Consider the following 23,754-nt stretch of genomic DNA (forward strand, 5'->3'; position numbering starts at 1 on the left):
CTCGGTTCACTTCCCGGCCAATGCCGCCAACGGCACCGCCTCGGCCATCGCCGCGTAGCCCGTGTCGCTCGGATGGATGTGGTCGCCGCTGTCGTATTCGCGGCGCAGTCGCACCGGATCGGCCGGATCGCGCAGCGCGGCATCGAAATCCGCGACATCGTCGAACGCGTGACTGGTCCGAATCCATTGATTCACCGACTCGCGGATCGCCTCGCGCTCCGGCGGCAACGAAGCCGGCGTCAGCGTCGCGCCGACAATGCGCACACCGTGCGCGTGCGCCTGTGCAATCACCCGCTTGTACCCCGCGATGAGGTCGTCAGCGTTCACATGCGTATGCGGCGCGTCGCAGTCGAGACCGCCGCGCGGCGGCATCGCCTGAAAGTTGATGTCGTTGATGCCGATGAGCAGCACGGCCGTCTTCACCCCGGGATGATCGAGTGCATCGCGTTCGAAGCGGCGCTCCAGCGCGTCGCCATAACAGGGCGAGTCGCTCAATAACCGGTTGCCGCTAATCCCGAGGTCGATCACGGCCAAACCCGGCTTCTGCTCGCGCGCGAGCCGTCTGACCAGCGCATCCGGCCAGCGGCGGTTCTGGTTCAGCGAGGAACGCATGCCGTCCGTGATCGAATCGCCGATCGCCGCGACGGTCGTGGCACCGTGCGCCTCGACGGCGAGCCCCGTCACCCACGCATACTGCGTGAAACGCTGCGAGAAGGCCGCACCCGATGCGTCGGCTACGTGATCGCCCGGCCGCGAGACGTAATTCACCTGGCTCGCCACCCTATGCCATGCGACCATCGTCTGCTCGGGTCCCATATAAGCGCTGATCGCGTACGCTGCGCCCGGGCGCAGTTCGACGCGCACCGGATCGCTGTCCACGGCTTCGCCGGGCGGCACCGTCACGCCTGGCCGTCCGCCGAACATCACCCGCACCGCGCCCGCTTCGCTCGCGGCCGTCCCGCCCGACGACGGCGCGATTCCCATCGCCTCGATAACGAGCGGTGTGCGCCCGTACTCATTGCTGACATGCACGCGCGCGGCCTGGCCACCCAAGGTCGGATAGACGATCTGCCGAACCGTGCGCCCCGCGACGGCCGGCGCCCGGTAGAGAGGCGGCGGCGCCTTGAGCGGGGGAATCGACTGCAACGCCGTCGCCCAGCTCGTCACCCAGGAGCCCGAAGGTTGGTCGGCAAACGAAGGCCCGATAACGGCCAGCGAAGCAAGAAGGGCGGCGCCGGCCGCAACGCGCGAGAGAGCAATCTTCATCCGGAAGAGCAGGGAAGAACAAAACGCCCATTGTGCCCGATGCCTCGCAACATCGACCTTCCAGTCCGCCGACAAGACGAAGATCTACCTTCGCCCCGTGATCGGGACACGCCGCGAGCGATTCGCGCCCGATCCGCTACAACTCAATAAGCCGGTTCGGTCACTCTTTTGCCCCAGCGCAAAAATTTATTTACCGACCGGTCGGTTGATTTATACTGCGCACCATACCCAACCTCGAAGAGAGCGTTCGCCATGTACACGCAATCCCTGGACATCCCCGGCAACGTCGCTCCGCTCGATGCGGACGCCGCCTCGCCGGAGCAGACCCGCTTCGATGCCGTGATGGCCGCCGACGGCAAGATCGAGCCGCAGGACTGGATGCCCGAAGCCTACCGCAAGACGCTCGTGCGCCAGATTTCGCAGCACGCGCATTCGGAAGTGGTGGGCATGCTGCCGGAAGGCAACTGGATTTCGCGCGCGCCGAGCCTCAAGCGCAAGGCGATCCTGCTCGCCAAGGTGCAGGACGAAGCGGGCCACGGCCTTTACCTCTATAGCGCGGCGGAAACGCTCGGCGTCTCGCGCGACCAGCTGGTCGACGCCCTGCACGCCGGCAAAGCCAAATACTCCAGCATTTTCAACTACCCGACGCCCACCTGGGCGGACGTCGGCGTGATCGGCTGGCTTGTGGACGGCGCCGCGATCATGAACCAGATCCCGCTGTGCCGCTGCACCTATGGCCCTTACGCGCGCGCCATGATCCGCATCTGCAAGGAAGAGTCGTTCCATCAGCGCCAGGGCTTCGACGCCCTGCTCGCGATGATGCAAGGCACCGACGCCCAGCGCGAGCTCGTCCAGCAGGCCGTGAACCGCTGGTGGTGGCCGGTGCTGATGATGTTCGGCCCGAGCGATGCCGATTCGGTCCACAGCAACCAGTCGGCCAGATGGGGGATCAAGCGCATCTCGAACGACGACCTGCGCCAGAAGTTCGTCGATGCGACCGTCGAACAGGCCAAGGTGCTGGGCGTGACGCTGCCCGACCCGGACCTCAAATGGAACGCGGCGCGCGGCCACTACGACTACGGCACGATCGACTGGGAAGAATTCTGGCGCGTCGTGAACGGCGACGGCCCCTGCAATCGCGAACGTCTCGGCACGCGCGTAAAGGCTCACAACGAGGGCGCCTGGGTGCGTGAAGCCGCCCTCGCCCATGCCGAAAAGCAGCGTCAGCGCGCGGAAAAGCACGCCGCGTAACTTACACAGGAACAAGGAAGGAGATCACAGATGAACAAGGAATGGCCGATCTGGGAAGTGTTCGTGCGCAGCAAGCAGGGTCTCGACCACAAGCATTGCGGCAGCCTGCACGCCGCCGACGCCTCGATGGCGCTGCGCATGGCGCGCGACGTCTACACGCGCCGCCAGGAAGGCGTGAGCATCTGGGTGGTGCCGTCGTCGGCGATCACGGCTTCCGATCCGAACGACAAGGCCGAGCTCTTCGATCCGGCTGGCGACAAGATCTATCGCCACCCGACGTTCTATACGCTGCCCGACGAAGTCAACCACATGTAAGAGCGCCAACATGACGACGCCCACGCAAGAACACCTGGCGTACGTGCTGCGCCTCGCCGATACGGCGCTGATCCTCGGTCAGCGCAACACGGAATGGTGCGGCCACGGTCCGATCCTCGAAGAAGACATCGCGCTCGCCAACATGAGCCTCGACCTGATCGGCCAGGCGCGCCTGCTCTACACGCACGCCGCGACGCTCGACAAGGCGCTCAACGGCCGCGAGCGCACCGAGGACGACTACGCCTACTTCCGCGCCGAGCGCGAGTTCGCCAACTACACGCTCGCCGAGCTGCCGCACTTCGGCCCGCTCGCCGGGACGACGCATTCGGCCAACGACTACGCCGTGACGATCGCGCGCAACTTCCTCTACGCCTCGCTGATGGCGCATCTGTGGACCGCGCTGCTGCGCTCCGCCGATCCGCAACTGGCCGCCATCGCCGAGCGTTCGATCAAGGAAACGCGCTACCACGTGCACCACGCGCGCGAGTGGCTGATCCGCTTCGGCGACGGCACAGAGGAATCGCACCGCCGCGCCCAGGCTGCGCTCGACTGGCTCATGCCGTACACGCGCGAATTCTTCAGCACCGACGCGGTGGAAATCGCCGTCGCCGAGGCCGGCATCGCGCCCCTCACGGCGCAGCTCGAAGCCGCGTGGCGCGCCGACGTGGAAGCCGCGCTCGAAGAAGCCACGCTCACGCTGCCGGAATCGGTCAAGCACGTCACGACCGGCAAGCTGGGCGAGCACTCGGAACATATGGGCTACGTCCTTGCCGAGATGCAAAGCCTCGCCCGCCAGCATCCGGGCGCGCGCTGGTAAGCCGGGCCCGCCCGCGCGACCAATCATGCAGCCAATCAAGGAAGTCACGATGCAAGCGATGGCAGATCACGCGCTCGAGCGCGCCTGGGAAGTGCTGGAATCGGTGCCCGATCCGGAGATTCCGGTGGTCTCGATCCGCGAGCTCGGCATCTTGCGCGACGTGCGCCGCGCCGCCGACGGCCAGCTTGAAGTGGTCATCACGCCCACTTACTCGGGCTGCCCGGCGATGTCGCAGATCGCCGAAGACGTCGCACACGCGCTCGATAGCGCCGAACTTGCGCCGTATCGCATCGCGACAACGCTCACGCCCGCGTGGACTACCGACTGGATCACCGACGAAGCGCGCGAAAAACTGCGCGCCTACGGCATCGCGCCGCCCACGGGCAATTGTGGCGGCAGCGCGGGTCATTACGCGGCCGAACAGCCGATTACGTTCATCCCGAAGCTGCCCGCGCCCGCCTGCCCGCATTGCGGTTCGCAGCACACCGAGCGCCTCGCGCAGTTCGGTTCGACCGCCTGCAAAGCGCTGTACCGCTGCCTCGACTGCCGCGAACCCTTCGACTACTTCAAACCCTACTGATATGGCCACTCCGCAATTCCATTCGCTGCGCATCCGCGAAGTGCGGCCCGAAACCGCGGACGCGGTCTCCGTCGCCTTCGAGATCCCGCCCGAGCTTCGCGACGCATATCGCTTCACCCAAGGGCAGTTCGTCACGCTCAAGACCCACATCGACGGCGAGGAAACGCGCCGCTCGTACTCGATCTGTGTCGGCGTGACCGACTACGACCGCGACGGCGAGCTGCGCATCGGCATCAAGCGCGTGCGTGGCGGGCGCTTCTCGAACTTCGCGTTCGAGCAGCTCAAGCCGGGCCATGAAATCGACGTGATGACGCCCGACGGCCGCTTCTTCACGCACCTGAACGCGGAACACGGCAAGCACTACGTGGCCTTCTCCGGCGGCTCGGGCATTACGCCGGTGCTCGCGATCATCAAGACCACGCTCGAAACGGAGCCGCGCAGCGCGTTCACGCTGGTGTACGGCAACCGCAGCGTGGACCAGATCATGTTCGCCGAGGAGCTGGAGGATCTGAAGAACCGCTTCATGAACCGCTTCATGCTCTACCACGTGCTCTCCGACGACCTGCAGGACGTCGAGCTCTTCAACGGCGTGCTCGATCAGGCGAAGTGCGCGTCGTTCCTCGACTCTCTGCTGCCGGCCGCCGAGATCGACGAAGCGTTCATCTGCGGCCCGGCGCCGATGATGGACGCCGCCGAAGCCGCGCTCGAGGCCGCGGGCGTGCCGTCCGGCAAAGTGCACGTCGAGCGCTTCGGCACGCCGCTGCCGCAAGCGGGCGTGCCTCCCGTCGAGATCACCGGGAACACCCCGGCCGCCGACCTCGAAATCGTGCTCGACGGCAAGAAGCGCAAGCTGCGCCTGCCCTACGAAGGCGTGAGCCTGCTCGACGTGGGCCTGCGCGCGGGCCTCGCGCTCCCCTATGCGTGCAAGGGCGGTGTGTGCTGCACCTGCCGCGCGAAGGTGATCGAGGGAGAAGTGAAGATGGACAAGAACTACACGCTCGAAGAGCAGGAGGTGAAGGACGGCTTCGTGCTGACCTGCCAATGCCATCCGGTGAGCGAGCGCGTGGTGGTGAGCTTCGACGAACGCTAACGCTAGAGGCCGCTCCCGCCACTCTTGCGGGGCGCTCGCGCAACAGAACGCTTTCGGCGCTCAGGCGATCCGCTTACACTAGGGGCCGCCCGCAACCGGCATGGTGCCGGAACGCGGGCGGTCCTTTTTGTTCTGGCATTCCTCCTGATGACCACGATCCACCTCACTCACAGCGAGCCGGCAGCGGCCGCGCTGCGCCAGGCCCTCAAAGCGGATGGCCGGACCGAACGCGTGATCGCGCTGTCCGACGACCTGACGGTCGGCCCGCTGCGCGACATCGACGAGCCCGCCGACCCGGCCGCGGCCCAGCGCGCCGCGTTCTGGCAGCGCTTGGGCGGCGTGCCCGAGACGCTGACGGCCCACGACTGCGCGGCGCTCGACGCGCTCGAAGCCGACGATGCGAACGTGGTGATCTGGCACACCAACGACGCCGCCAATCAGCTGACGCTGCGCCGCATCTGCTACCGGCTGCGCAACGTGCCGCAGCGCCTGAACGAAGTGCGTCTCGCACCCGACGAGGTCATGGGCGAAACGGCGGCGGCGCGCCTTGCGGCCCGCCTGCCGGACGCCGCGCCGATTTCGGTGCTGCGCATCACGCGGCTCGCGCTGGAATGGCAGGAAGCGAAGTTCGCGAACGGCGAGACGCGCCGCTGGCGCGACAATACATTTACGAGCGGCACCTGGGCGGATCTGGATCAGTTGATCCTCGACGCCGTGAGCGCAGCTCACACGCCGTGGCTCGCGCCGGACGCGATCGCGACGGCCCTGCCGCGCGCCGGAGCGGGCGCGCCGGTGGCCGAGCCCGTCGTGCTGTGGCGCCTGCGCGAACTGGCCGCAGCCGACGAACTGCGCCTGCGCGACGACATGCACGCGGCGCCGGCGAACGCCGAGCCGCAACCCCGCATGGCCACGCTTCGCGCGGCAACGCAGCTTCCCCTTCCCCGCTGACAAAAGTCCAACATGGCCCGTACCCGAGCGCCCGACCACGAGACCCAACGCGACCAGATTCTCGAACTCGCCGCCGCAAAATTCGCGCAGACGAGCTATCCGAGCACGTCGATGTCCGATCTCGCCGCGGCGAGCGGCACCTCGAAGGCGCGCCTCTACCACTATTACGAGAGCAAGGAAGCGATTCTCTTCGACCTGCTCGACCGGTACACGAAGCGGCTGATGCTGATCATCGCCGAGGTGGAAGGGGCAAGCCAAAGACGCCGCCTGGACGAACGGGAGACGTTTGCCGAGCTGGTACGCGCGTTCCTCGCCGAATATGAGACGTCGCACAGCCGCCATGTCGCGCTGCTCAACGACGTCAAATACCTCGTCGACGCACAGCGCGAGATCATCCTGAACCGCCAGCGCGACGTCGTGGCGGCGTTCACGCGCCAGCTCGCGCGCGCCTACCCCGGGCGCGTCACCCCGGAGAACCAGACGGCGCTGACGATGATGGTGTTCGGCATGATCAACTGGACCTTCACGTGGCTCAAGCCGGGCGGCCGGATGGCCTACCGGGACTTCGCCGAACAGGCGATCGCGGTGATCGACCACGGCTTGCAAGGGGCTTGAGCGCGGCGTGCGGGCCGGACTGCTGCGCTGCACCGCAGCATGATGTTCTTCCGCAACACTCCGGGTCCTTATGCGCCCCCCCAAAATTAATCTCATAAAAATCAATCCGTTGCGCCAATCAGACTCTTAATTAGGCGCAACACTCAAATCGGAAATACGGGTTTTCCCTAGCTCCACCCCAGGGTTTTCGCTAGAATTCGTTTTGCGGCGCATCATGCCGCATGAATTTTAAGGAGAACCGACCCATGAACAAGCTTTCGACCCAAGCCTTAGCGCCGACGCTTTCGTCCGGCCGCACGCTGACGTCCGGTCGTTCGCCCGCCATGGTGCGCGTCCTCACGTCGGCCGACCGCGAGCGCCTGCTCAAGCACTTCCTCGCGCTCGACCAGGACGATCGCCTGCTGCGCTTCGGCCAGGCTGCGCCCGACCATGTGATCGAGAACTACGTCCGCTCGATGGACTTCACGCGCGACACGGTGTTCGGCGTGTTCGACCATCAGCTGCAACTGGTCGGCGTAGGCCATCTCGCCTACCTCCCCGCGGACGGCAACGGCCGCACGGCCGAATTCGGCGTTTCGGTGCTGGAAAGCGCGCGTGGACAAGGCATCGGCTCGAAGCTGTTCGAGCGCGCCGCCATCCGCAGCCGCAACACGCATGTCACGACGCTCTACATGCACTGCCTGTCGCGCAACGCCACGATGATGCACATCGCGAAGAAGTCGGGCATGAAGATCGAATACGCCTACGGCGAAGCCGACGCTTACCTCTCGCTCGAGCCGGCCGACCAGAGCAGCATCATCGCGGAAATGCTGCAGGAGCAGGCCGCCGTGTTCGATTACGCGCTCAAGCGCCAGGCACGCCAGGCGTCCAGGCTGATCGAGTCGATCCTGCCGCAGGCTATCGCGGCCTGAATCCTGCCCCCGTCGGGGTGAACGAAAAAAGCGGCTTCGGCCGCTTTTTTCATTCCTGCTTCATTCCTGCGCCGCCGCCGGCATTTCAACGGATCAACGGATCGGCAGCGCCGTCGTCTCCTTGTACGTCTGGAGCGAAAAGCTCGACCGCACGTCGATCACCGAAGGATGGTGCAGCAACTGGTCCTGCACGAAGCGCGAGAAGTGCGCCATGTCCTCCACCTGCACGCGCAGCAGGAAATCCATGTCGCCGGTCATGGCGTGGCAGGCCACGACTTCCGGCCAGGTCTGCACCGCCGCGCGAAACAGCTCCGCGTGCGTGACGCCTTCCCGTCCCGCCGCTGTTGGGCCGCGCTTCTCCAGCCGCACGCTCACGTAGGCCAGCAGGTCCAGCCCCAGCTTCTGCGCATCGAGCAGCGCCACGTAACCGCGGATCACGCCGATTTCCTCCAGCCGGCGGATACGCCGCAAACACGGACTCGGCGAGAGATTCACGCGCTCCGCGATCTCCTGATTCGAAAGCCGACCATTCTCCTGAAGAATCGCCAGAATCCGCCGGTCGATCGCGTCCAATTCCAGATCAGCCATTTTCTGCCATCTAATGATTTCTTGATGGCATTTTATAGCTCAACTTGGAGATCTAAAGCTCAATATCGCAAGCTTCCTCCCGAATTGAACGACTACACTGCCTGCACGAAATTCGTGATTTGGGTTAGGAGACAACCATGCAGGTTCCCACCTGGGATAACCCCGTCGGCACCGACGGCTTCGAGTTCATCGAATACACCGCGCCGGACCCCAAGGCGCTCGGCAAGCTGTTCGAGCGGATGGGCTTCACGGCCATCGCCCGCCACCGCCATAAGGACGTCACCCTGTACCGCCAGGGCGAGATCAACTTCATCGTGAACGCCGAGCCCGACTCGTTCGCGCAGCGCTTCGCGCGCCTGCACGGCCCGTCGATCTGCGCCATCGCGTTCCGCGTGCAGGACGCCGCGAAGGCCTACCGGCACGCACTCGAGCGCGGCGCCTGGGGCTTCGACAACAAAACCGGTCCGATGGAGCTGAACATTCCGGCCATCAAGGGCATCGGCGATTCGCTGATCTACTTCGTGGACCGCTGGCGCGGCAAGAACGGCGCGACGCCCGGCAGCATCGGCGACATCAGCATCTACGACGTCGATTTCGAGCCGATCCCCGGCGCCAACCAGAATCCGAAGGGCCATGGCCTCACCTACATCGACCACCTGACGCACAACGTTCACCGCGGCCGCATGAACGAGTGGGCGGAGTTCTACGAGCGCATCTTCAACTTCCGCGAAATCCGCTACTTCGACATCGAAGGCAAGGTAACGGGCGTGAAGTCGAAGGCGATGACCTCGCCGTGCGGCAAGATCCGCATTCCGATCAACGAGGAAGGTTCGGAGACGGCCGGCCAGATCCAGGAATACCTCGACGCCTATCACGGCGAGGGCATCCAGCACATCGCGCTCGGCACGAACGATATCTACGGAACGGTCGATGGCCTGCGCGCGTCCGAGATCGCGCTGCTCGACACGATCGACACGTACTACGAACTCGTGAACCGCCGCATCCCGAACCACAGCGAGCCGCTTGAAGAGCTGAAGAAGCGCAAGATCCTGATCGACGGCGCCCCCGAGGACCTGCTGCTGCAGATCTTCACCGAGAACCAGATCGGGCCGATCTTCTTCGAGATCATCCAGCGCAAGGGCAATCAGGGCTTCGGCGAAGGCAACTTCAAGGCGCTGTTCGAGTCGATCGAGCTCGACCAGATCCGCCGCGGCGTGGTGCAGGACAAGGCCTGACCCAGGCCTGGCCGCGATGCGGCCATGAAAAAAGGGCGAAGACCGCAAGATCTTCGCCCTTTTTGTCTTTCTGGGCCGCCGCCGCACACCCGGCAGGCGCCCCGGTGAATGGAATGCCGCGCGGATCAACGCGGCATTGCGGAAATCATCAGGATTGGCGCTCGGCCTTCGCGGCCCCGGTAACGCCGATATCGGCCTTCGCGCACTGCGTGTATTGCGCGGTGCGGACGAGCGCATTCGACGAGCCATTGCTGCTCGCGTTCGAATGCAGCGGCGCGCTCATGGCGAAGAATGCGGCCGAGACCGTCAGAAAGGTCTGGATATGCCGATTGTTCATGCTGTACTCCTTTTTTCAGACTGCCTGTTGCGGTAGTACCCCTATTTACTGCCGGGGGCGCTGCGCGGTTTGCACAGGTGGGGGATTAGACAGAAATATCAAGATGGGTTCCGGATGCGTGTAGTTTTTACACGTTGTTACGCCAGACAGCATTCGGACACATCCTCTGTTACACAATTTCCACACAGTTGACACAAGGTGCGCGGCCGCGAATTCGGGCTTCCCTCGCCCAATCGCCCTTTCTCGCGCTAAGCGGCGGGTTTGCCCCAGTGCTACCATCGGTAAAAACACGCCAATATGGCGCCCCGGGCCGGAGCATCCACAAGATGCCGAGGCACTGAAGTTCTGGTGATCCCAAGACTAATGGTGGATGGAGGAGTACCCACAATGAATGCCCCGCTAGACGCTGGTCAGCGTGCTTCGCTCGAAGCCGCGCTAGCTTCCGTCACGCTCGACGACAAATACACCCTTGATCGCGGCCGCGCGTACATGAGCGGCATCCAGGCGCTGGTGCGTCTGCCGATGCTGCAGCAGGAACGCGACAAGACCGCCGGTCTCAATACCGCGGGGTTCATCTCCGGCTATCGCGGCTCGCCGCTCGGCGGTCTCGACCAGTCGCTCTGGAAGGCGAAGCAGCATCTCGCCGGCCATCAGATCGTGTTCCAGCCTGGTGTGAACGAAGACCTCGCGGCTACGGCCGTCTGGGGCTCGCAGCAGGTGAACCTGTACCCGTCGGCAAAGTACGACGGCGTGTTTTCCATGTGGTACGGCAAGGGCCCCGGCGTGGACCGCTGCGGCGACGTGTTCAAGCACGGCAACTCGGCCGGCTCGTCGCGTCACGGCGGCGTGCTCGTGCTCGCCGGCGACGACCACGCGGCCAAGTCGTCCACGCTCGCGCACCAGTCGGAGCACATCTTCAAGGCCTGCGGCCTGCCCGTGCTGTTCCCCTCGAACGTGCAGGAATATCTCGACTTCGGCCTGCACGGCTGGGCCATGAGCCGCTACTCGGGCCTCTGGGTCGCCATGAAGTGCGTGACCGACGTGGTGGAATCGTCGGCTTCCGTCGAGATCGACCCGCATCGCACCCGGATCGTCCTGCCCGAAGATTTCCTCGTGCCCGACGGCGGGCTCAATATCCGCTGGCCGGACCCGCCGCTCGTGCAGGAAGCGCGTCTGCTCGACTACAAGTGGTATGCCGGGCTCGCCTATGTGCGGGCGAACAAGCTCGACCGCGTCGAGATCGACTCGCCGCATGCGCGCTTCGGCATCATGACCGGCGGCAAGGCCTATCTGGACGTGCGCCAGGCCCTCACCGACCTCGGCCTCGACGACGAGACCTGCTCGCGCATCGGCGTGCGGCTCTACAAGGTGGGCTGCGTGTGGCCGCTCGAAGCGCAAGGCGCACAGGCGTTCGCGCGCGGGCTCGAAGAGATTCTGGTGGTCGAGGAAAAGCGTCAGATCCTCGAATACGCGATCAAGGAAGAGCTCTACAACTGGCCCGACGCGCAGCGTCCGCGCGTGTACGGCAAATTCGACGAGAAGGACGGCGCCGGCGGCGAATGGTCGGTGCCGATGGGCAACTGGCTCCTGCCCGCCCATTACGAGCTCTCACCCGCGATCATTGCGAAGGCGATTGCCACGCGCCTGGAAAAGTTCGACCTGCCCTCCGACGTGCGCGCGCGCATCGCCACACGCATCGCCGTGATCGAAGCGAAGGAAAAGGCGCTCGCGAAGCCGCGCGTGCAGGCGGAGCGCAAGCCGTGGTTCTGCTCGGGCTGCCCGCACAATACCTCGACGAACGTGCCGGAAGGCTCGCGCGCGATGGCCGGCATCGGCTGCCACTACATGACCGTGTGGATGGACCGCAGCACGAGCACGTTCAGCCAGATGGGCGGCGAAGGCGTGGCGTGGGTCGGCCAGGCGCCGTTCACGAACGACAAACACGTGTTCGCGAACCTCGGCGACGGTACGTACTTCCACTCGGGGCTGCTCGCGATCCGCGCGGCGATCGCCTCGAAGGCGAACATCACCTACAAGATTCTCTATAACGACGCCGTCGCGATGACGGGTGGCCAGCCCGTGGACGGCGTGCTCACCGTGCCGCAGATCACGCATCAGCTCGCCTCCGAAGGCGCGGCGAAGATCGTGATCGTCACGGATGAGCCGGCCAAATACAAGGGCGTTACGTCGCTCGCACCGGGCGTCACGATCCATCACCGCGACCAGCTCGACACGATCCAGCGCGAGTTGCGCGAGATCCCCGGCACGACGATCCTGATCTACGACCAGACCTGCGCCACCGAAAAGCGCCGTCGCCGCAAGCGCGGCACGTACCCGGATCCGGCGAAGCGCGTGGTCATCAACGAGGCGGTCTGCGAGGGCTGCGGCGACTGCTCGGTGCAGTCGAACTGCCTCTCCGTGGAACCGCTCGACACCGAGTACGGCACGAAGCGCCAGATCAATCAGTCCACCTGCAACAAGGACTTCTCGTGCGTGAACGGTTTCTGCCCGAGCTTCGTCACCGTTGAAGGCGGCCAGCTGCGCAAGCCGAAGTCGAGCAGCGTCGCGAACGACACGATGCCGGCCGTGCCGACGCCCGACCTCCCCACCCTCGCGCAGCCGTATGGCGTGCTCGTGACGGGCGTGGGCGGCACCGGCGTCGTGACGATCGGCGCGCTGCTGGGCATGGCCGCGCACCTGGAAAACAAGGGCGTGACCGTGCTCGACGTGACGGGCCTCGCGCAGAAAGGCGGCGCGGTGATGAGCCACGTGCAGATCGCGAACCAGCCCGCCGACATCCACGCCACCCGCATCGCCATGGGCGAGGCGAAGCTCGTGATCGGCTGCGACGCCATCGTGACCGCCGGCGACGACTGCGTCTCGCGCATGCAGGCCGGCCAGACGCACGTGGTGCTCAACAGCGCGCCGACGCCCACGGCCGAGTTCATCAAGAACCCGAGCTGGCAGTTCCCGGGCTCGAACACCGAAGCGGACGTGCGCGCGGCGGCGGGCACCGACAACGTCTCCGCCGTCGATGCGAACCGCTACGCCCTCGCACTGCTCGGCGACGCGATCTACACGAACCCGTTCGTGCTCGGCTACGCGTGGCAGCGCGGCTGGCTGCCGCTCACGCACGAGTCGCTCGCGCGCGCGATCGAGCTGAACGCGGTGCAGGTGGAGAAAAATCTGGCAGCGTTCGAGTGGGGCCGCCGCGTGGCGCACGACCGCGCCGCCGTGGATGCGCTCGTCAAGAAGCCGGCCGTCGAGCAGAGCACCGAAGCTGCGGGGGCGAAGATCGTCTCGCTGCACACGCCCAAGGCGCTCGACGCGCTGATCGACAAGCGCGCGCAATACCTCGCCGCGTATCAGAACGACGCCTGGGCGTCGCGCTACCGCGCGCTGGTTGCCGACGTGCGCACGGCGGAAGGCAAGATCGAGCGTCCCGATGGTCAGTTCCCGCTGACCGAAGCTGTCGCGAAGAATCTGCACAAGCTGATGGCGTACAAAGACGAGTACGAAGTGGCGCGGCTCTACGCCGACCCGGCGTTCATCGAGAAGCTGAAGGCGAGCTTCGAGGGCGACTGGAAGCTGAACTTCCATCTCGCGCCGCCGACCTTCGCGAAGCACGACGGCAAGGGCCACCTGGTAAAGAAGCAGTACGGCCCGAGCATGCTCACGGCAATGCGCGTGCTTGCGAAGCTCAAGTTCCTGCGCGGCACGGCATTCGATCCGTTCGGCCGCACCGAGGAGCGGCGTCACGAACGCGCGCTGATCGGCGAGTACGAGGCGCTGGTGCGCGAACTGGCAAGCGGCGCAAACGCGGAAAATCTCGCGCTCGCGGTGGAGCTGGCGAGCCTGCCGGACGGCATCCGCGGCTACGGTCACGTGAAGGAGAACAACCTCAAGGCCGTGCGGGCGAAATGGGCGGCGCTGCTGGACAAGTGGCGCTCGCCGCAAGGCGGCGCCGCGCGTCACGCCGCCTGAGGGCGAGCAACCGTTGGTCTGAAAAGACAAAGGCCGCTCCGTGAAAACGGAGCGGCCTTTTTCATTGACGGCCTGAATCAGGCGAATCAGGCATCAAGCCGGCGCGTTCAGCGTGCCGCCGCCTTCGCAACTGCCGCGTTCGCCGAAGCCACCGCCGTCATGTTGATGATGCGTCGCACGGTTGCCGCCGGCGTGAGAATATGCACCGGCTTCGCCGCGCCCAGCAGGAACGGACCGACCGTCACGCCTTCGCCGCCGATCACCTTCAGCAGGTTGTACGCGATGTTCGCCGCTTCCACGTTCGGCATGATCAGCAGGTTCGCCTCGCCCGCGAGCGTCGTGCCCGGGAACGACTGCTTGCGGATCAGCTCCGAAAGCGCCGCATCGCCGTGCATTTCGCCGTCCACCTCGAGCTGCGGCGCGCGCTGTGCGATCAACTCGCGCGCGGCCTGCATGCGCTGCGCCGTCGACGAACGCACGCTGCCGAAGTTCGAGCTGGAGAGCAGCGCCACCTTCGGCACGATGCCGAACTTCTCGATCTCGCGCGCGGCGAGGATCGTCATGTCGGCGATCTGCTCGGCGCTCGGCACTTCGTTCACGTAGGTGTCGGAGATGAACAGGTTGCGGCCCGGCAGCATCAGCAGGTTCATGGCCGCGTAGTTCTCGGCCTCCTTCGCCTTGCCGAACACTTGCTCGACGAACTTCAGGTGATAGTCGAAGCTGTTGAGCAGGCCGCAGATCATGCCGTCGGCGTCGCCCAGATGCACGAGGATCGCGCCGATCAGCGTGTTGAACTTGCGCATCGACGCCTTCGCGACCTCGGGCGTGATGCCCTGGCGCGCACCCAGGTCATGGTAGGCCTGCCAGCTCTTCTGGAAGCGCGGATCGTCTTCCGGATCGACGATCTCGAAGTCCGTGCCCGGACGCAGCTTCGAGCCCATTTTCTTCAGACGCATTTCCACCACCGAAGGACGACCGACGATGATGGGCTTCGCGATCTTCTCGTTGAGCACGAACTGCGCGGCGCGCAGCACGCGCTCGTCCTCGCCCTCGGCGAACACGATGCGCGCGCAGTTGGCCTTCGCCGCCGCGAACACCGGACGCATCACCATGCCCGAGCGGTAGACGGTCGCGCCCAGCTGCTCGCGGTACGCGTCCATGTCGGCGATCGGGCGCGTGGCGACGCCCGAGTCCATCGCGGCTTGCGCCACGGCCGGCGCGATCTTGATGATGAGGCGCGGGTCGAACGGCTTCGGAATCAGGTATTCCGGGCCGAATTCGAGCGTGTGGCCTTCATAGGCCTTCGCCACTTCGTCGCCCTGGTCGGTTTCCTCGGCGAGTTCCGCGATCGCGCGCACGCACGCGAGCTTCATCTCTTCCGTGATCGTCGTTGCACCCACGTCCAGCGCGCCGCGGAAGATGAACGGGAAGCACAGCACGTTGTTGACCTGGTTCGGATAGTCCGAACGGCCCGTGGCGATGATCGCGTCCGGGCGCACCTTCTTCGCTTCTTCCGGACGGATTTCCGGCTCCGGGTTCGCCAGCGCGAGGATCAGCGGCGTGTTGGCCATGTCCACGACCATCTCGGGCTTGAGCACGCCGGCGCTCGAACAGCCGAGGAACACGTCCGCGCCCTTGATGGCGTCGCCGAGCGTGCGCGCGTCGGTGTTCGCCGCGTAGCGGGCCTTCGACGGATCGAGATTGCCGCGGCCTTCGTAGATCACGCCCTTCGAGTCGACGACGAGGGTGTTCTCCTTCTTCAGACCGAGCTTCACGAGCAGGTCCAGACACGCGATGGCCGCCGCGCCCGCGCCCGAGCACACGAGCTTCACGCTGCCCAGTTCCTTGCCCACGACCTTCAGGCCGTTCAGGATCGCCGCGGAGGCAATGATGGCCGTGCCGTGCTGGTCGTCGTGGAAAACGGGGATCTTCATGCGCTCGCGCAGCTTCTGCTCGATGTAGAAGCACTCGGGCGCCTTGATGTCCTCGAGGTTGATGCCGCCGAGCGTCGGTTCGAGCATGGCGATGGCGTCGACGAGCTTGTCCGGATCCGACTCGGAAAGCTCGATGTCGAACACGTCGATGCCGGCAAACTTCTTGAACAGGCAGCCCTTGCCTTCCATCACGGGCTTGGCCGCGAGCGGGCCGATATTGCCGAGACCCAGCACGGCCGTGCCGTTGGTCACGACGCCGACGAGGTTGCCGCGCGAGGTGTACTTCTGCGCGTCGAGCGGATCCGCGTGGATCGCCTCACACGCGGCGGCGACGCCGGGCGAATACGCGAGCGAGAGATCAAGCTGGTTCGAGAGCGGTTTGGTCGGCGTGACCGAAATCTTGCCCGGCTTGGGATTCTGGTGATACGCCAGCGCGCTTTGCTTCAGTTGTTCATCCATTTTCAGGCCTGCCTGGACGTGAGAGACGTGAGAGGTTTTATGGTCATGAACCCGCCGTCCCGCACGGCACGCTCAGGGCTTCGATTGCGTCAGGCCTGCGGCCGGACCCATGGCGAAGCCACCTCTTGCGGCCGGCGAAGCGGCGAGGGCGAATTGGCGGGGGGAACTAGTGTACACCCCGGGCACAGCGCGGGAACTCGGGGTGAGGACTGATACCCGGGATAGCGCGGACAGAACTGTCCACGGGTGAAACGGCGCGACGGGAAGGGGATGTGCGGGCGCCGCTACGCCAGCGCGGCGCCGCGCCGTTCCGGAATCAGGAACAGCGTCGCGAGTATGTCGAGCAGATAGATCGAGGCCAGCATCGCGAGCGCCGCGCCGAACGAAAACCGCGCCGCCAGCGCGCCGACGGCCAGCGGCCCGAAGCCGCCCACGGCCCGCCCGATGTTGAAGAGCACGTTCTGGGCGGTGGCGCGCGCGGCCGTGGGATAAAGCTCGGAGATGAGCGCGCCGTACCCGCCTATCATCCCGTTCACGAACAAGCCCATTGCCGCGCCGCCCAGGAGCAGCGCGACCGGCGTCGAGAGATGCGCGTAGGCAAACACCATCGCGACCGCCCCGGCCTGGTAGAACAGGAACGCGGGCTTGCGCCCGAAACGGTCGGCGGCAATACCGAAGAGCCAGATGCCGAACGCCATGCCGGCGACCGTCGCCGCCGTCCAGAGCCCGGACTTCGTCAGCGAGTAGCCGAAGGATCGGGACAGATAAGCGGGCAGCCAGATCATGAGCCCGTAGTAGCCGAAGTTCTGCACCGAACAGAGAACCACGACACCCAGGCTCGCGCGCGCCGTGCGAGCGTCGGCCACGAGCAAACGCAGCGCGCGCGGGCGCTCGCCCCGTACCGCCTGCCCCACGCGCGACGCGTGGGCGACGAAGAGCGCCGGCTCCTCGACGCGCCGGCGCACCGCGAACGACACGACGGCCGGCAGGAGACCGAGCGCGAACATGCCGCGCCAGCCGATCACGGGCAAGAGCCACGGCGTGAGAAGCGCGGCGGCGAGCACGCCGAGCTGCCAGCCAAGCCCGACATACGACGAGGCCCGCGCGCGCAGGTGAGCCGGCCACGCCTCGGCGACGAGCGCCATGCCAATGCCGAACTCGCCGCCCAGACCGACACCGGCGATCGTCCGGTAGACGAGCAGATCCGCATAGCCGCGCGCGAGCGCGCAGAGGCCGGTAAAGACGGCGAACAGCAGGATCGTCCAGGTGAGGACGCGCACGCGGCCGTGGCGGTCGGCGAGGAGCCCGAACACGACGCCGCCGGCCACGGCGCCGACGAGCGTCCACGTGACGAGCGAGCCGGCCTGGGCGGTGGAGAGATGCAACTCGGCGCTGATGGCCGGCAGCATGAAGCCGAGCATGAGCAGATCGAAGCCGTCCATCGCATAGCCGAGCACCGACGCGACGAGCGCGCGCAAGGCGTGGCCGCGTGTCGTTTCGACAGCAGCAACGGGAGGAGAGACGACGGTCATGGAGACTTCCTGTACGCGAGCCGGGTGCTGGGTGTCGGCCCGGATAAACCCGCGAGAGTGTAATGGCGAGCTCGCGCGGTCACAACCGCGAAAGAAAAGCGGTGAAAGAAAAGCGGCGAAAGCAGGATCGACCGGGGCACGATCGATCCCCCAAATACCGCTCATACGGTGCGCGACGCACACCGATCCGGCGCGCCAACTCGTCTCAAAAGATCAAGTCGGGTAAAATACCGGCCTACGCGCGCAAGAGAAGCCGTCCGGACCGAGCGGGTGAACGTCACCCCGCATCGCCCCGCACCTTCGAACCGCGCACGCCAGAGACCCCTGCGGTACAGCCGGGTCCGCCGTGCCAGCGCCGCCGGGCTTTGCGCCCACCCTCCCTCGCTCTCATATCCAAGGATTCGCCCATGACAGGCTACGATCGCCAGACGATCTCGGACACGACCGCCAAGATGCTGCTCGAAGTGAAGGCCGTGCACTTCAACGCCGAAAAGCCCTTCATCTTCACCTCCGGCTGGGCGAGCCCGGTCTACATCGACTGCCGCAAGCTGATTTCGTATCCGCGCGTGCGCCGCGGCCTGATGGAAATGGCCGAAGCCACGATCCTGCGCGACGTCGGCCATGAGCAGATCGACGCCGTGGCCGGCGGCGAAACCGCGGGCATTCCGTTCGCCGCGTGGCTCTCGGACCGCCTGATGGTGCCGATGCAGTACGTGCGCAAGAAGCCGAAGGGTTTCGGCCGCAACGCGCAGATCGAGGGTCTGCTCACCGAAGGCCAGCGCGTGCTGCTCGTCGAAGATCTGACCACCGACAGCCGCAGCAAGATCAACTTCATCAACGCGCTGCGCACGGCGGGCGCGACGGTGAACCACTGCTTCGTGCTGTTCCACTACAACATCTTCAAGGAAAGCGTGTCGGTCCTCAAGGACATCGACGTGGACCTGCATGCGCTCGCCACGTGGTGGGACGTGCTGCGCGTCGCGAAGGCGTCGGGCTACTTCGAAGCGAAGACGCTCGACGAAGTCGAGAAATTCCTGCACGCGCCGGCCGAATGGTCCGCGGCGCACGGCGGCGCAACGGCGGCACCGCAGTAAGTCCGCGTACGCGGCGCGAGCCGCCGTGCCAACGCAAAAGGCCATCTGCCCGCCAGGCGATGGCCTTTTTTCATGGGCGCCGCGCCGTGGGCGCCACGAGCGCGTTACCCGACCGCACCGGGCAGCATGGCGTCAATGCGAAGCTTCGACATCGTGACGCGTGTCAGGCATGTGCGAGGAGAGGTTCAGCAAGCCATTGCTCTGCGCATACTGAAACAGTTCCGAGTCGCGGTCGAGCCCGAGCTTGCGCATGGCCGTGTTCTTCTGCGTGCTGATCGTCTTGATGCTGCGGTTGAGCCGTTCCGAGATCTCCTTGATCGTCATGCCCGACACGAAAAGCCGCACGACCTCCAGTTCGCGCCTCGACAAGAGCACTTCGTCGGTCTTGCCGCCGCTGTTCAGGCGCAGCGATTCGAGCGCCACCCTCACCTGCGGGCTCATGTATTCGATGCCGCGGCTCACCTGCTGCACCGCGAGGCCGATATGGCCCAGATCGTCGGACTTGTGAACGACCGCGATCCCCCCCAGTTCCCCGAGGCGTTTGAGCAGGGCGGCATTCTCGAGCATCGTCAGGACGACGATGGGAATACCGGGAAAGTTGCGGCGCAAATAGCCGATCAGCGGCAACCCGTCGCCGAACTGCCCACCGGGCATGGCGAGGTCGGTCACGAGCACGTCGCACGGAGTCGTCAGCAGCGCCTTGATCAGCTCGGTGGACTGGCGTGCCCGCGCGACAACCTGGACACCCGGAAATTTGAGGAGCGCTTGTTCCGCGCCGAACAAGATAACAGGATGATCGTCCGCAACTACGATCCTGATTGGCTGCTGCATTCCCCCTCCTCTCGGCAGACCTGTATTCCTTCGGGCAAGCCTGCTTGTTCTGTTCTGGCGTACCCTCACGTACATGCTGCAAGCCTCTGCCTGACACAGCCCGCGATCCTCGCCGGCAGACGAGGGCGCACGCGACTATAGCCGATGTCCTCTGCCGCGAAACGCCCGTTGTGGCGAAGCTTCGCCCAGAAATGCCGCTATATTTGATCGAGTTCAATTCGGAGCACAATTCGAATCAGCTCGGCAGCCCATGCCGGGTTGGCCCAAAAAATAAAGGAAACCGTCCGATGGCTTGCCCGTATGTCGCGATCACGGCTCCGCTCGCCCGTCGCGCGCTCGGCGTGGCGCGTGGTTCGGTCTTGCTCGCCGCTGCCCTGCACGCCGGCGGCATGGCGTATGCCGAAGGTCCGTTTTCGGTTTCCAGCACAACTTTCGCGAATGGCGGCAGTGTCGCGGCTGCTCAGGTCTTCAATGAAGGCGGCTGTGAGGGCGGCAACCGCTCACCGCAGCTCTCGTGGCGCAATGCGCCCGAAGGCACGCGCAGCTTCGCGATCACGATATTCGATCCCGACGCGCCCGGCCGCGGCTGGTGGCACTGGGCCGTCGCGAACATTCCGGCGCGCGTGAAGGCTTTGCCGGAAAATGCGAGCGGGTCCGGTGCATTGGCAAAGCTCGGCGCCATCGAGGCGCGCAACGACTTCAACACGGCCGGCTACGGCGGTCCCTGCCCGCCGCCCGGCAAGCCGCATCGGTACGTGATCACGGTCTACGCCATCGGCACCGACAAAATAGCGGGGCTCGAACAGGGGCGCCCGGCGCAAATGTTCGATCACGAGATAGGCGGCGCGATGCTTGGCCGCGCCCAACTCACCGTCGGCTACGGCCGCTGAGCGAGGCCAGCCACGGCATCGCGCGAAGCCATGCGCCGACACGATGCTGGCCGGCCAGCCAAGCGCGCTGGCTAGCGGAGAAAAGCCTGGGAAAAGCCACGCCAAAGCGCCGCCGCATTACGGTCACACGACAGCCGCACCATGGGGTTGCGGGGCGCCGGCAGAGCCGCGAGCCGCGAAGGTTCCCGCCGGTACGGGTTACTCCCGATTTTTTTCCGGCCAGCCCGCACCGCCGCGCGCATGAAGTCTTAAAATATCGTTCCGGCGCCGAACGGATCCCCCGTTGTCCACGCGCGCCCCGGGCCCATTTAACTGCGCACCCCGCACCCCGCGTTCAGAGAGATCGAGATGAGCACGAAAGTTTTTGTCGACGGACAGGAAGGCACGACCGGCCTGAAGATTTTCGAATACCTGTCGGCGCGCGCCGACGTCGAAATCCTGCGGATCGACGAAGCGAAGCGCAAGGACGTCGAGGAACGCCGCCGTCTCATCAATGCCTCCGACGTGACGTTCCTCTGCCTGCCCGATGTCGCCTCGCGCGAATCGGCTTCGCTGGTGGAGAACGACCGCACCGTGCTGATCGACGCGAGCACGGCGTTCCGCACGAGCTCCGACTGGGCCTACGGCTTGCCCGAACTCACCCGCCAGCAGCGCGAGCGCGTGCGCACGTCGAAGCGCATTGCGGTGCCGGGCTGCCACGCGTCGGCATTCGTGCTGGCGATGCGCCCGCTTGTCGAGGCCGGCCTCGTCGGTCCCGATTTCGCGGCGCACGCTTACTCGCTGACCGGCTACAGCGGCGGCGGCAAGAAAATGATTGCGGAGTACGAAGCAGGCGGCAACCCGAAGCTGATGAGCCCGCGCCCCTACGCGCTCGGCCTCGCGCACAAGCACCTGCCGGAGATGAAGGCACACGGCGGACTTTCGTCCACGCCCGTGTTCACGCCGGTAGTCGGCCCGTTCTACAAGGGTCTCGCGGTCACGACCTACTTCTCGCCGAAGCAGCTCACGCGCGGCGCGAAGCCCGAGGACGTGCTGGCGCTTTATGCCGAGTACTACGCGGGTGAGGCGTTCGTGCGCGTAGCGCCGTTCAACGCCGACGAGAACCTCGATGGCGGCGCCTTCGACGTTCAGGCGAACAACGACACGAATCGCGTGGATCTCTTTGTGTTCGGCAACGACGAGCAATTCGTGACGGTCGCGCGCCTCGACAACCTCGGCAAGGGCGCCTCGGGCGCGGCGATCCAGTGCATGAATCTCGCGGTGGGCGCGGCGGAAGACACCGGCCTCAAGGGCTAAGCGGGGCTGAACGACCCGCCGCCGCTCGCACACTGCTGCGGGCGCAATGCAAAACCGGAGCCTCGCGCTCCGGTTTTTTTATGCCTGTCCACGGGCACGCCGCAGCATGCGAAGTGTAGGGACGAAAAAAAGCCCGCCTAAGAGGCGGGCTTAATCCATATCAGAGGAGACATGGAGGAGACAGAAACAAGTATAGCCGCCTAGGTGATGCAATGCAACATGTAAAGTAGTACGCACCCTAGTATGCCCCCTGAGTGTTGTGAATTTGCAACATCAACCTAACCGCCGATCATCGAAAGAATGAAGGTCAGCTGATCGAGCCCCACCGGACGCACGAGATGCACGTCGAAGCCCACAGCAAGCACCTCGTCGCGGCGGCGCGAGTCGGGCCATCCGGTCAGCGCGATCAGCAGCGGCTCGTGTGCGCCGCAAGCGTCGCGAAGGCGCCGCACAAGGATTGCCGGTTCGTCCTCCAGCAGGGAAAGCGCGACGATGGCCACGTCCGGCGTAAAGCGGGCGGCCGCCAGCAACGTGTCGTCGAGCGTGCGCGCAATGTAAGTCGCGTAACCGAGATCGGCTAACAGCGTGCCTAGTCCCGTCAGCGACTGTTCGTCGTTGTCGGCGATCAGGATGCGCTTGTCCATCCCCCGTCTCCCCATCCCATGCAGAACTGTCGCGCCCGGCGTCGTTGTCATGCCGGCCGGTTCCGGCCGCGCGGAGCGGCGCTCTACGCCTCCGCGCTCGTCATTGTGGCCGCCCGTTTCGACGCGCATCGTGCGTCAACGCGCAGTCATATGAGGATTGTCAGGCCGACACCCCGGCCGCCGCCAATACTTCGACGAGCGAATCGCGCAACAGTGCGACGGCCCGCACGAGCCGCCCCGGCAGCGCATGATGCACGAGCCAGGCGTCGACACCGGAATCGAAATCCACCACCTCGACCGCCTGGAGCGCGTCGCGGAACGGACTGCGCGCCAGCACGTGCGGCGACACGATGCCGATGCCGAGTTGCCGCGCCACGAGCGAGAGTTGCAGATCGGAGCCGAATGCCTCGACGGCCACGTTGAACGGCAAACCGGCGCGCGCCAGCGAGCGCGAGAGCGCCGAGCGCATGCCGCAGCCGTCCTGGTTGAGCACCCACGGATGCAACGCCAGATCCTCCAGCGTGACCGGATCGCTGGGCAGACCCAGCGCGCGTGCCGCGACCACCGTCGTCGGCATGAAGGCGAGGCGTGTGCGCTCGAGCGATTCCGGCAGCGCGCTGTCGCCCGGCATCAGCACGACGGCGGTGTCGATTTCGGCACGCTCGACGGACTGCAGCAATCCCGGCGACCAGCCCGCCGTCACGCGCAGCGTGAGCTTGGCAAAGGCGCCCCGCAGGCGATCGAGCGGCTGTTCGAGCGCGAGGTCGGAGAGAAACGGCGGCACGCCGATGCGCAGTTCGCCGGCCGGCTCGCTCTCGGGCGACCCGACGGCCAGCAGTTCATCCACGGCGCCCAGCACGTTGCGCGCGAGGCGGTAGACCTCGCGGCCCGCGGCGGTGGGCTTGAGCGGCTTGGCCTGACGGTCGAGCAGCGCGAGACCCAGCGTGCTTTCGAGGCTCTGGACCCGGCGCGTCAGCCCGGGCTGAGTGAGATGGAGCCTTTCGGCAGCGCCGACGATCGAGCCGCTTTCCACCACGGCCACGAAGGCTTGCAGATCACGCGTGTTCAAAACAATCTCGCATAATTAATATCAAGATATTTCAATTGTCGCATAACCATGTGGCTTCTAGGATAGGC

General features: G+C 65.6%; 21 protein-coding genes. 13 read left to right on the top strand and 8 right to left on the bottom strand.

Features of this window, described 5'->3' with window-relative positions; translation table 11 throughout:
* Positions 1-6: 6 nt before the first annotated feature.
* On the bottom strand, positions 7-1,266 hold the full coding sequence (locus BAC01S_RS00005; RefSeq protein WP_027792915.1) for an SGNH/GDSL hydrolase family protein: 1,260 nt from the start codon (positions 1,264-1,266) through the stop codon (positions 7-9).
* A gap of 252 nt (positions 1,267-1,518) precedes the next feature.
* On the opposite strand from BAC01S_RS00005, the gene paaA reads away from it, so the two are divergent.
* The 8 genes from paaA (at position 1,519) to BAC01S_RS00045 (ending at position 7,793) form a co-directional block, all read left to right on the top strand.
* Complete coding sequence (gene paaA, locus BAC01S_RS00010; protein ID WP_027792916.1) at positions 1,519-2,517, top strand: 1,2-phenylacetyl-CoA epoxidase subunit PaaA; 999 nt, start codon at positions 1,519-1,521, stop codon at positions 2,515-2,517.
* Positions 2,518-2,547: 30 nt separating this feature from the next.
* Positions 2,548-2,832 (top strand): 1,2-phenylacetyl-CoA epoxidase subunit PaaB, encoded by a 285-nt coding sequence (paaB, locus tag BAC01S_RS00015; RefSeq protein WP_027792917.1) that lies wholly within the window; start codon positions 2,548-2,550, stop codon positions 2,830-2,832.
* Positions 2,833-2,842: 10 nt separating this feature from the next.
* Entirely contained in the window at positions 2,843-3,649 is an 807-nt protein-coding gene (gene paaC, locus BAC01S_RS00020) for a 1,2-phenylacetyl-CoA epoxidase subunit PaaC (RefSeq protein WP_027792918.1), read from the top strand.
* 49 nt (positions 3,650-3,698) lie between these two features.
* A complete protein-coding gene (gene paaD / locus BAC01S_RS00025; protein WP_043200641.1) occupies positions 3,699-4,229 on the top strand; it encodes a 1,2-phenylacetyl-CoA epoxidase subunit PaaD in 531 nt (176 codons plus the stop codon).
* Between the two features lies 1 nt (position 4,230).
* A complete protein-coding gene (gene paaE, locus BAC01S_RS00030) occupies positions 4,231-5,319 on the top strand; it encodes a 1,2-phenylacetyl-CoA epoxidase subunit PaaE (RefSeq protein WP_027792920.1) in 1,089 nt (362 codons plus the stop codon).
* A 147-nt stretch (positions 5,320-5,466) separates the two neighbouring features.
* A complete protein-coding gene (locus tag BAC01S_RS00035) occupies positions 5,467-6,267 on the top strand; it encodes a DUF1835 domain-containing protein (protein ID WP_027792921.1) in 801 nt (266 codons plus the stop codon).
* 12 nt (positions 6,268-6,279) lie between these two features.
* Positions 6,280-6,882: a TetR/AcrR family transcriptional regulator gene (locus BAC01S_RS00040; protein WP_027792922.1), complete on the top strand. Its 603-nt coding sequence runs from the start codon at positions 6,280-6,282 to the stop codon at positions 6,880-6,882.
* 245 nt (positions 6,883-7,127) lie between these two features.
* Positions 7,128-7,793: a GNAT family N-acetyltransferase gene (locus tag BAC01S_RS00045; RefSeq protein WP_027792923.1), complete on the top strand. Its 666-nt coding sequence runs from the start codon at positions 7,128-7,130 to the stop codon at positions 7,791-7,793.
* A gap of 93 nt (positions 7,794-7,886) precedes the next feature.
* Here the strand turns inward: BAC01S_RS00045 and BAC01S_RS00050 are convergent, their stop codons facing one another.
* Positions 7,887-8,381, bottom strand: coding sequence for an Lrp/AsnC family transcriptional regulator (locus BAC01S_RS00050; protein WP_027792924.1), 495 nt, complete (start codon positions 8,379-8,381; stop codon positions 7,887-7,889).
* A gap of 137 nt (positions 8,382-8,518) precedes the next feature.
* On the opposite strand from BAC01S_RS00050, the gene hppD reads away from it, so the two are divergent.
* Positions 8,519-9,616 carry a 4-hydroxyphenylpyruvate dioxygenase gene (gene hppD / locus BAC01S_RS00055; RefSeq protein WP_027792925.1) on the top strand — a complete coding sequence of 366 codons (1,098 nt, stop codon included), beginning with the start codon at positions 8,519-8,521 and terminating at the stop codon, positions 9,614-9,616.
* Between the two features lie 148 nt (positions 9,617-9,764).
* Here the strand turns inward: hppD and BAC01S_RS00060 are convergent, their stop codons facing one another.
* A complete protein-coding gene (locus tag BAC01S_RS00060; RefSeq protein WP_027792926.1) occupies positions 9,765-9,953 on the bottom strand; it encodes a hypothetical protein in 189 nt (62 codons plus the stop codon).
* Positions 9,954-10,340: 387 nt separating this feature from the next.
* Here BAC01S_RS00060 and BAC01S_RS00065 point away from each other — a divergent pair, with 387 nt between their 5' ends.
* On the top strand, positions 10,341-13,937 hold the full coding sequence (locus BAC01S_RS00065) for an indolepyruvate ferredoxin oxidoreductase family protein (protein WP_027792927.1): 3,597 nt from the start codon (positions 10,341-10,343) through the stop codon (positions 13,935-13,937).
* 107 nt (positions 13,938-14,044) lie between these two features.
* Here the strand turns inward: BAC01S_RS00065 and BAC01S_RS00070 are convergent, their stop codons facing one another.
* Both BAC01S_RS00070 and BAC01S_RS00075 read right to left on the bottom strand, forming a co-directional pair.
* Positions 14,045-16,330: an NADP-dependent malic enzyme gene (locus tag BAC01S_RS00070; protein ID WP_027792928.1), complete on the bottom strand. Its 2,286-nt coding sequence runs from the start codon at positions 16,328-16,330 to the stop codon at positions 14,045-14,047.
* Between the two features lie 284 nt (positions 16,331-16,614).
* Positions 16,615-17,862: an MFS transporter gene (locus BAC01S_RS00075; RefSeq protein WP_027792929.1), complete on the bottom strand. Its 1,248-nt coding sequence runs from the start codon at positions 17,860-17,862 to the stop codon at positions 16,615-16,617.
* A 407-nt stretch (positions 17,863-18,269) separates the two neighbouring features.
* On the opposite strand from BAC01S_RS00075, the gene BAC01S_RS00080 reads away from it, so the two are divergent.
* Positions 18,270-18,956 (top strand): orotate phosphoribosyltransferase, encoded by a 687-nt coding sequence (locus BAC01S_RS00080; protein ID WP_027792930.1) that lies wholly within the window; start codon positions 18,270-18,272, stop codon positions 18,954-18,956.
* 132 nt (positions 18,957-19,088) lie between these two features.
* Here BAC01S_RS00080 and BAC01S_RS00085 read toward each other — a convergent pair whose 3' ends face one another.
* Complete coding sequence (locus BAC01S_RS00085) at positions 19,089-19,787, bottom strand: response regulator transcription factor (protein ID WP_027792931.1); 699 nt, start codon at positions 19,785-19,787, stop codon at positions 19,089-19,091.
* Between the two features lie 287 nt (positions 19,788-20,074).
* Here BAC01S_RS00085 and BAC01S_RS00090 point away from each other — a divergent pair, with 287 nt between their 5' ends.
* A complete protein-coding gene (locus BAC01S_RS00090; protein ID WP_027792932.1) occupies positions 20,075-20,677 on the top strand; it encodes a YbhB/YbcL family Raf kinase inhibitor-like protein in 603 nt (200 codons plus the stop codon).
* Between the two features lie 348 nt (positions 20,678-21,025).
* Positions 21,026-21,973, top strand: a complete 948-nt coding sequence (gene argC, locus BAC01S_RS00095) for an N-acetyl-gamma-glutamyl-phosphate reductase (protein ID WP_027792933.1) — start codon at positions 21,026-21,028, stop codon at positions 21,971-21,973.
* 278 nt (positions 21,974-22,251) lie between these two features.
* Here argC and BAC01S_RS00100 read toward each other — a convergent pair whose 3' ends face one another.
* Together BAC01S_RS00100 and BAC01S_RS00105 are read right to left on the bottom strand one after the other, a co-directional pair.
* Entirely contained in the window at positions 22,252-22,617 is a 366-nt protein-coding gene (locus tag BAC01S_RS00100) for a response regulator (protein ID WP_027792934.1), read from the bottom strand.
* Between the two features lie 160 nt (positions 22,618-22,777).
* A complete protein-coding gene (locus tag BAC01S_RS00105; RefSeq protein WP_027792935.1) occupies positions 22,778-23,686 on the bottom strand; it encodes a LysR family transcriptional regulator in 909 nt (302 codons plus the stop codon).
* Positions 23,687-23,754 lie beyond the last annotated feature (68 nt).

It is taken from the genome of Paraburkholderia acidipaludis NBRC 101816 (assembly GCF_000684975.1).
GTDB classification, from domain to species: Bacteria; Pseudomonadota; Gammaproteobacteria; order Burkholderiales; family Burkholderiaceae; genus Paraburkholderia; species Paraburkholderia acidipaludis.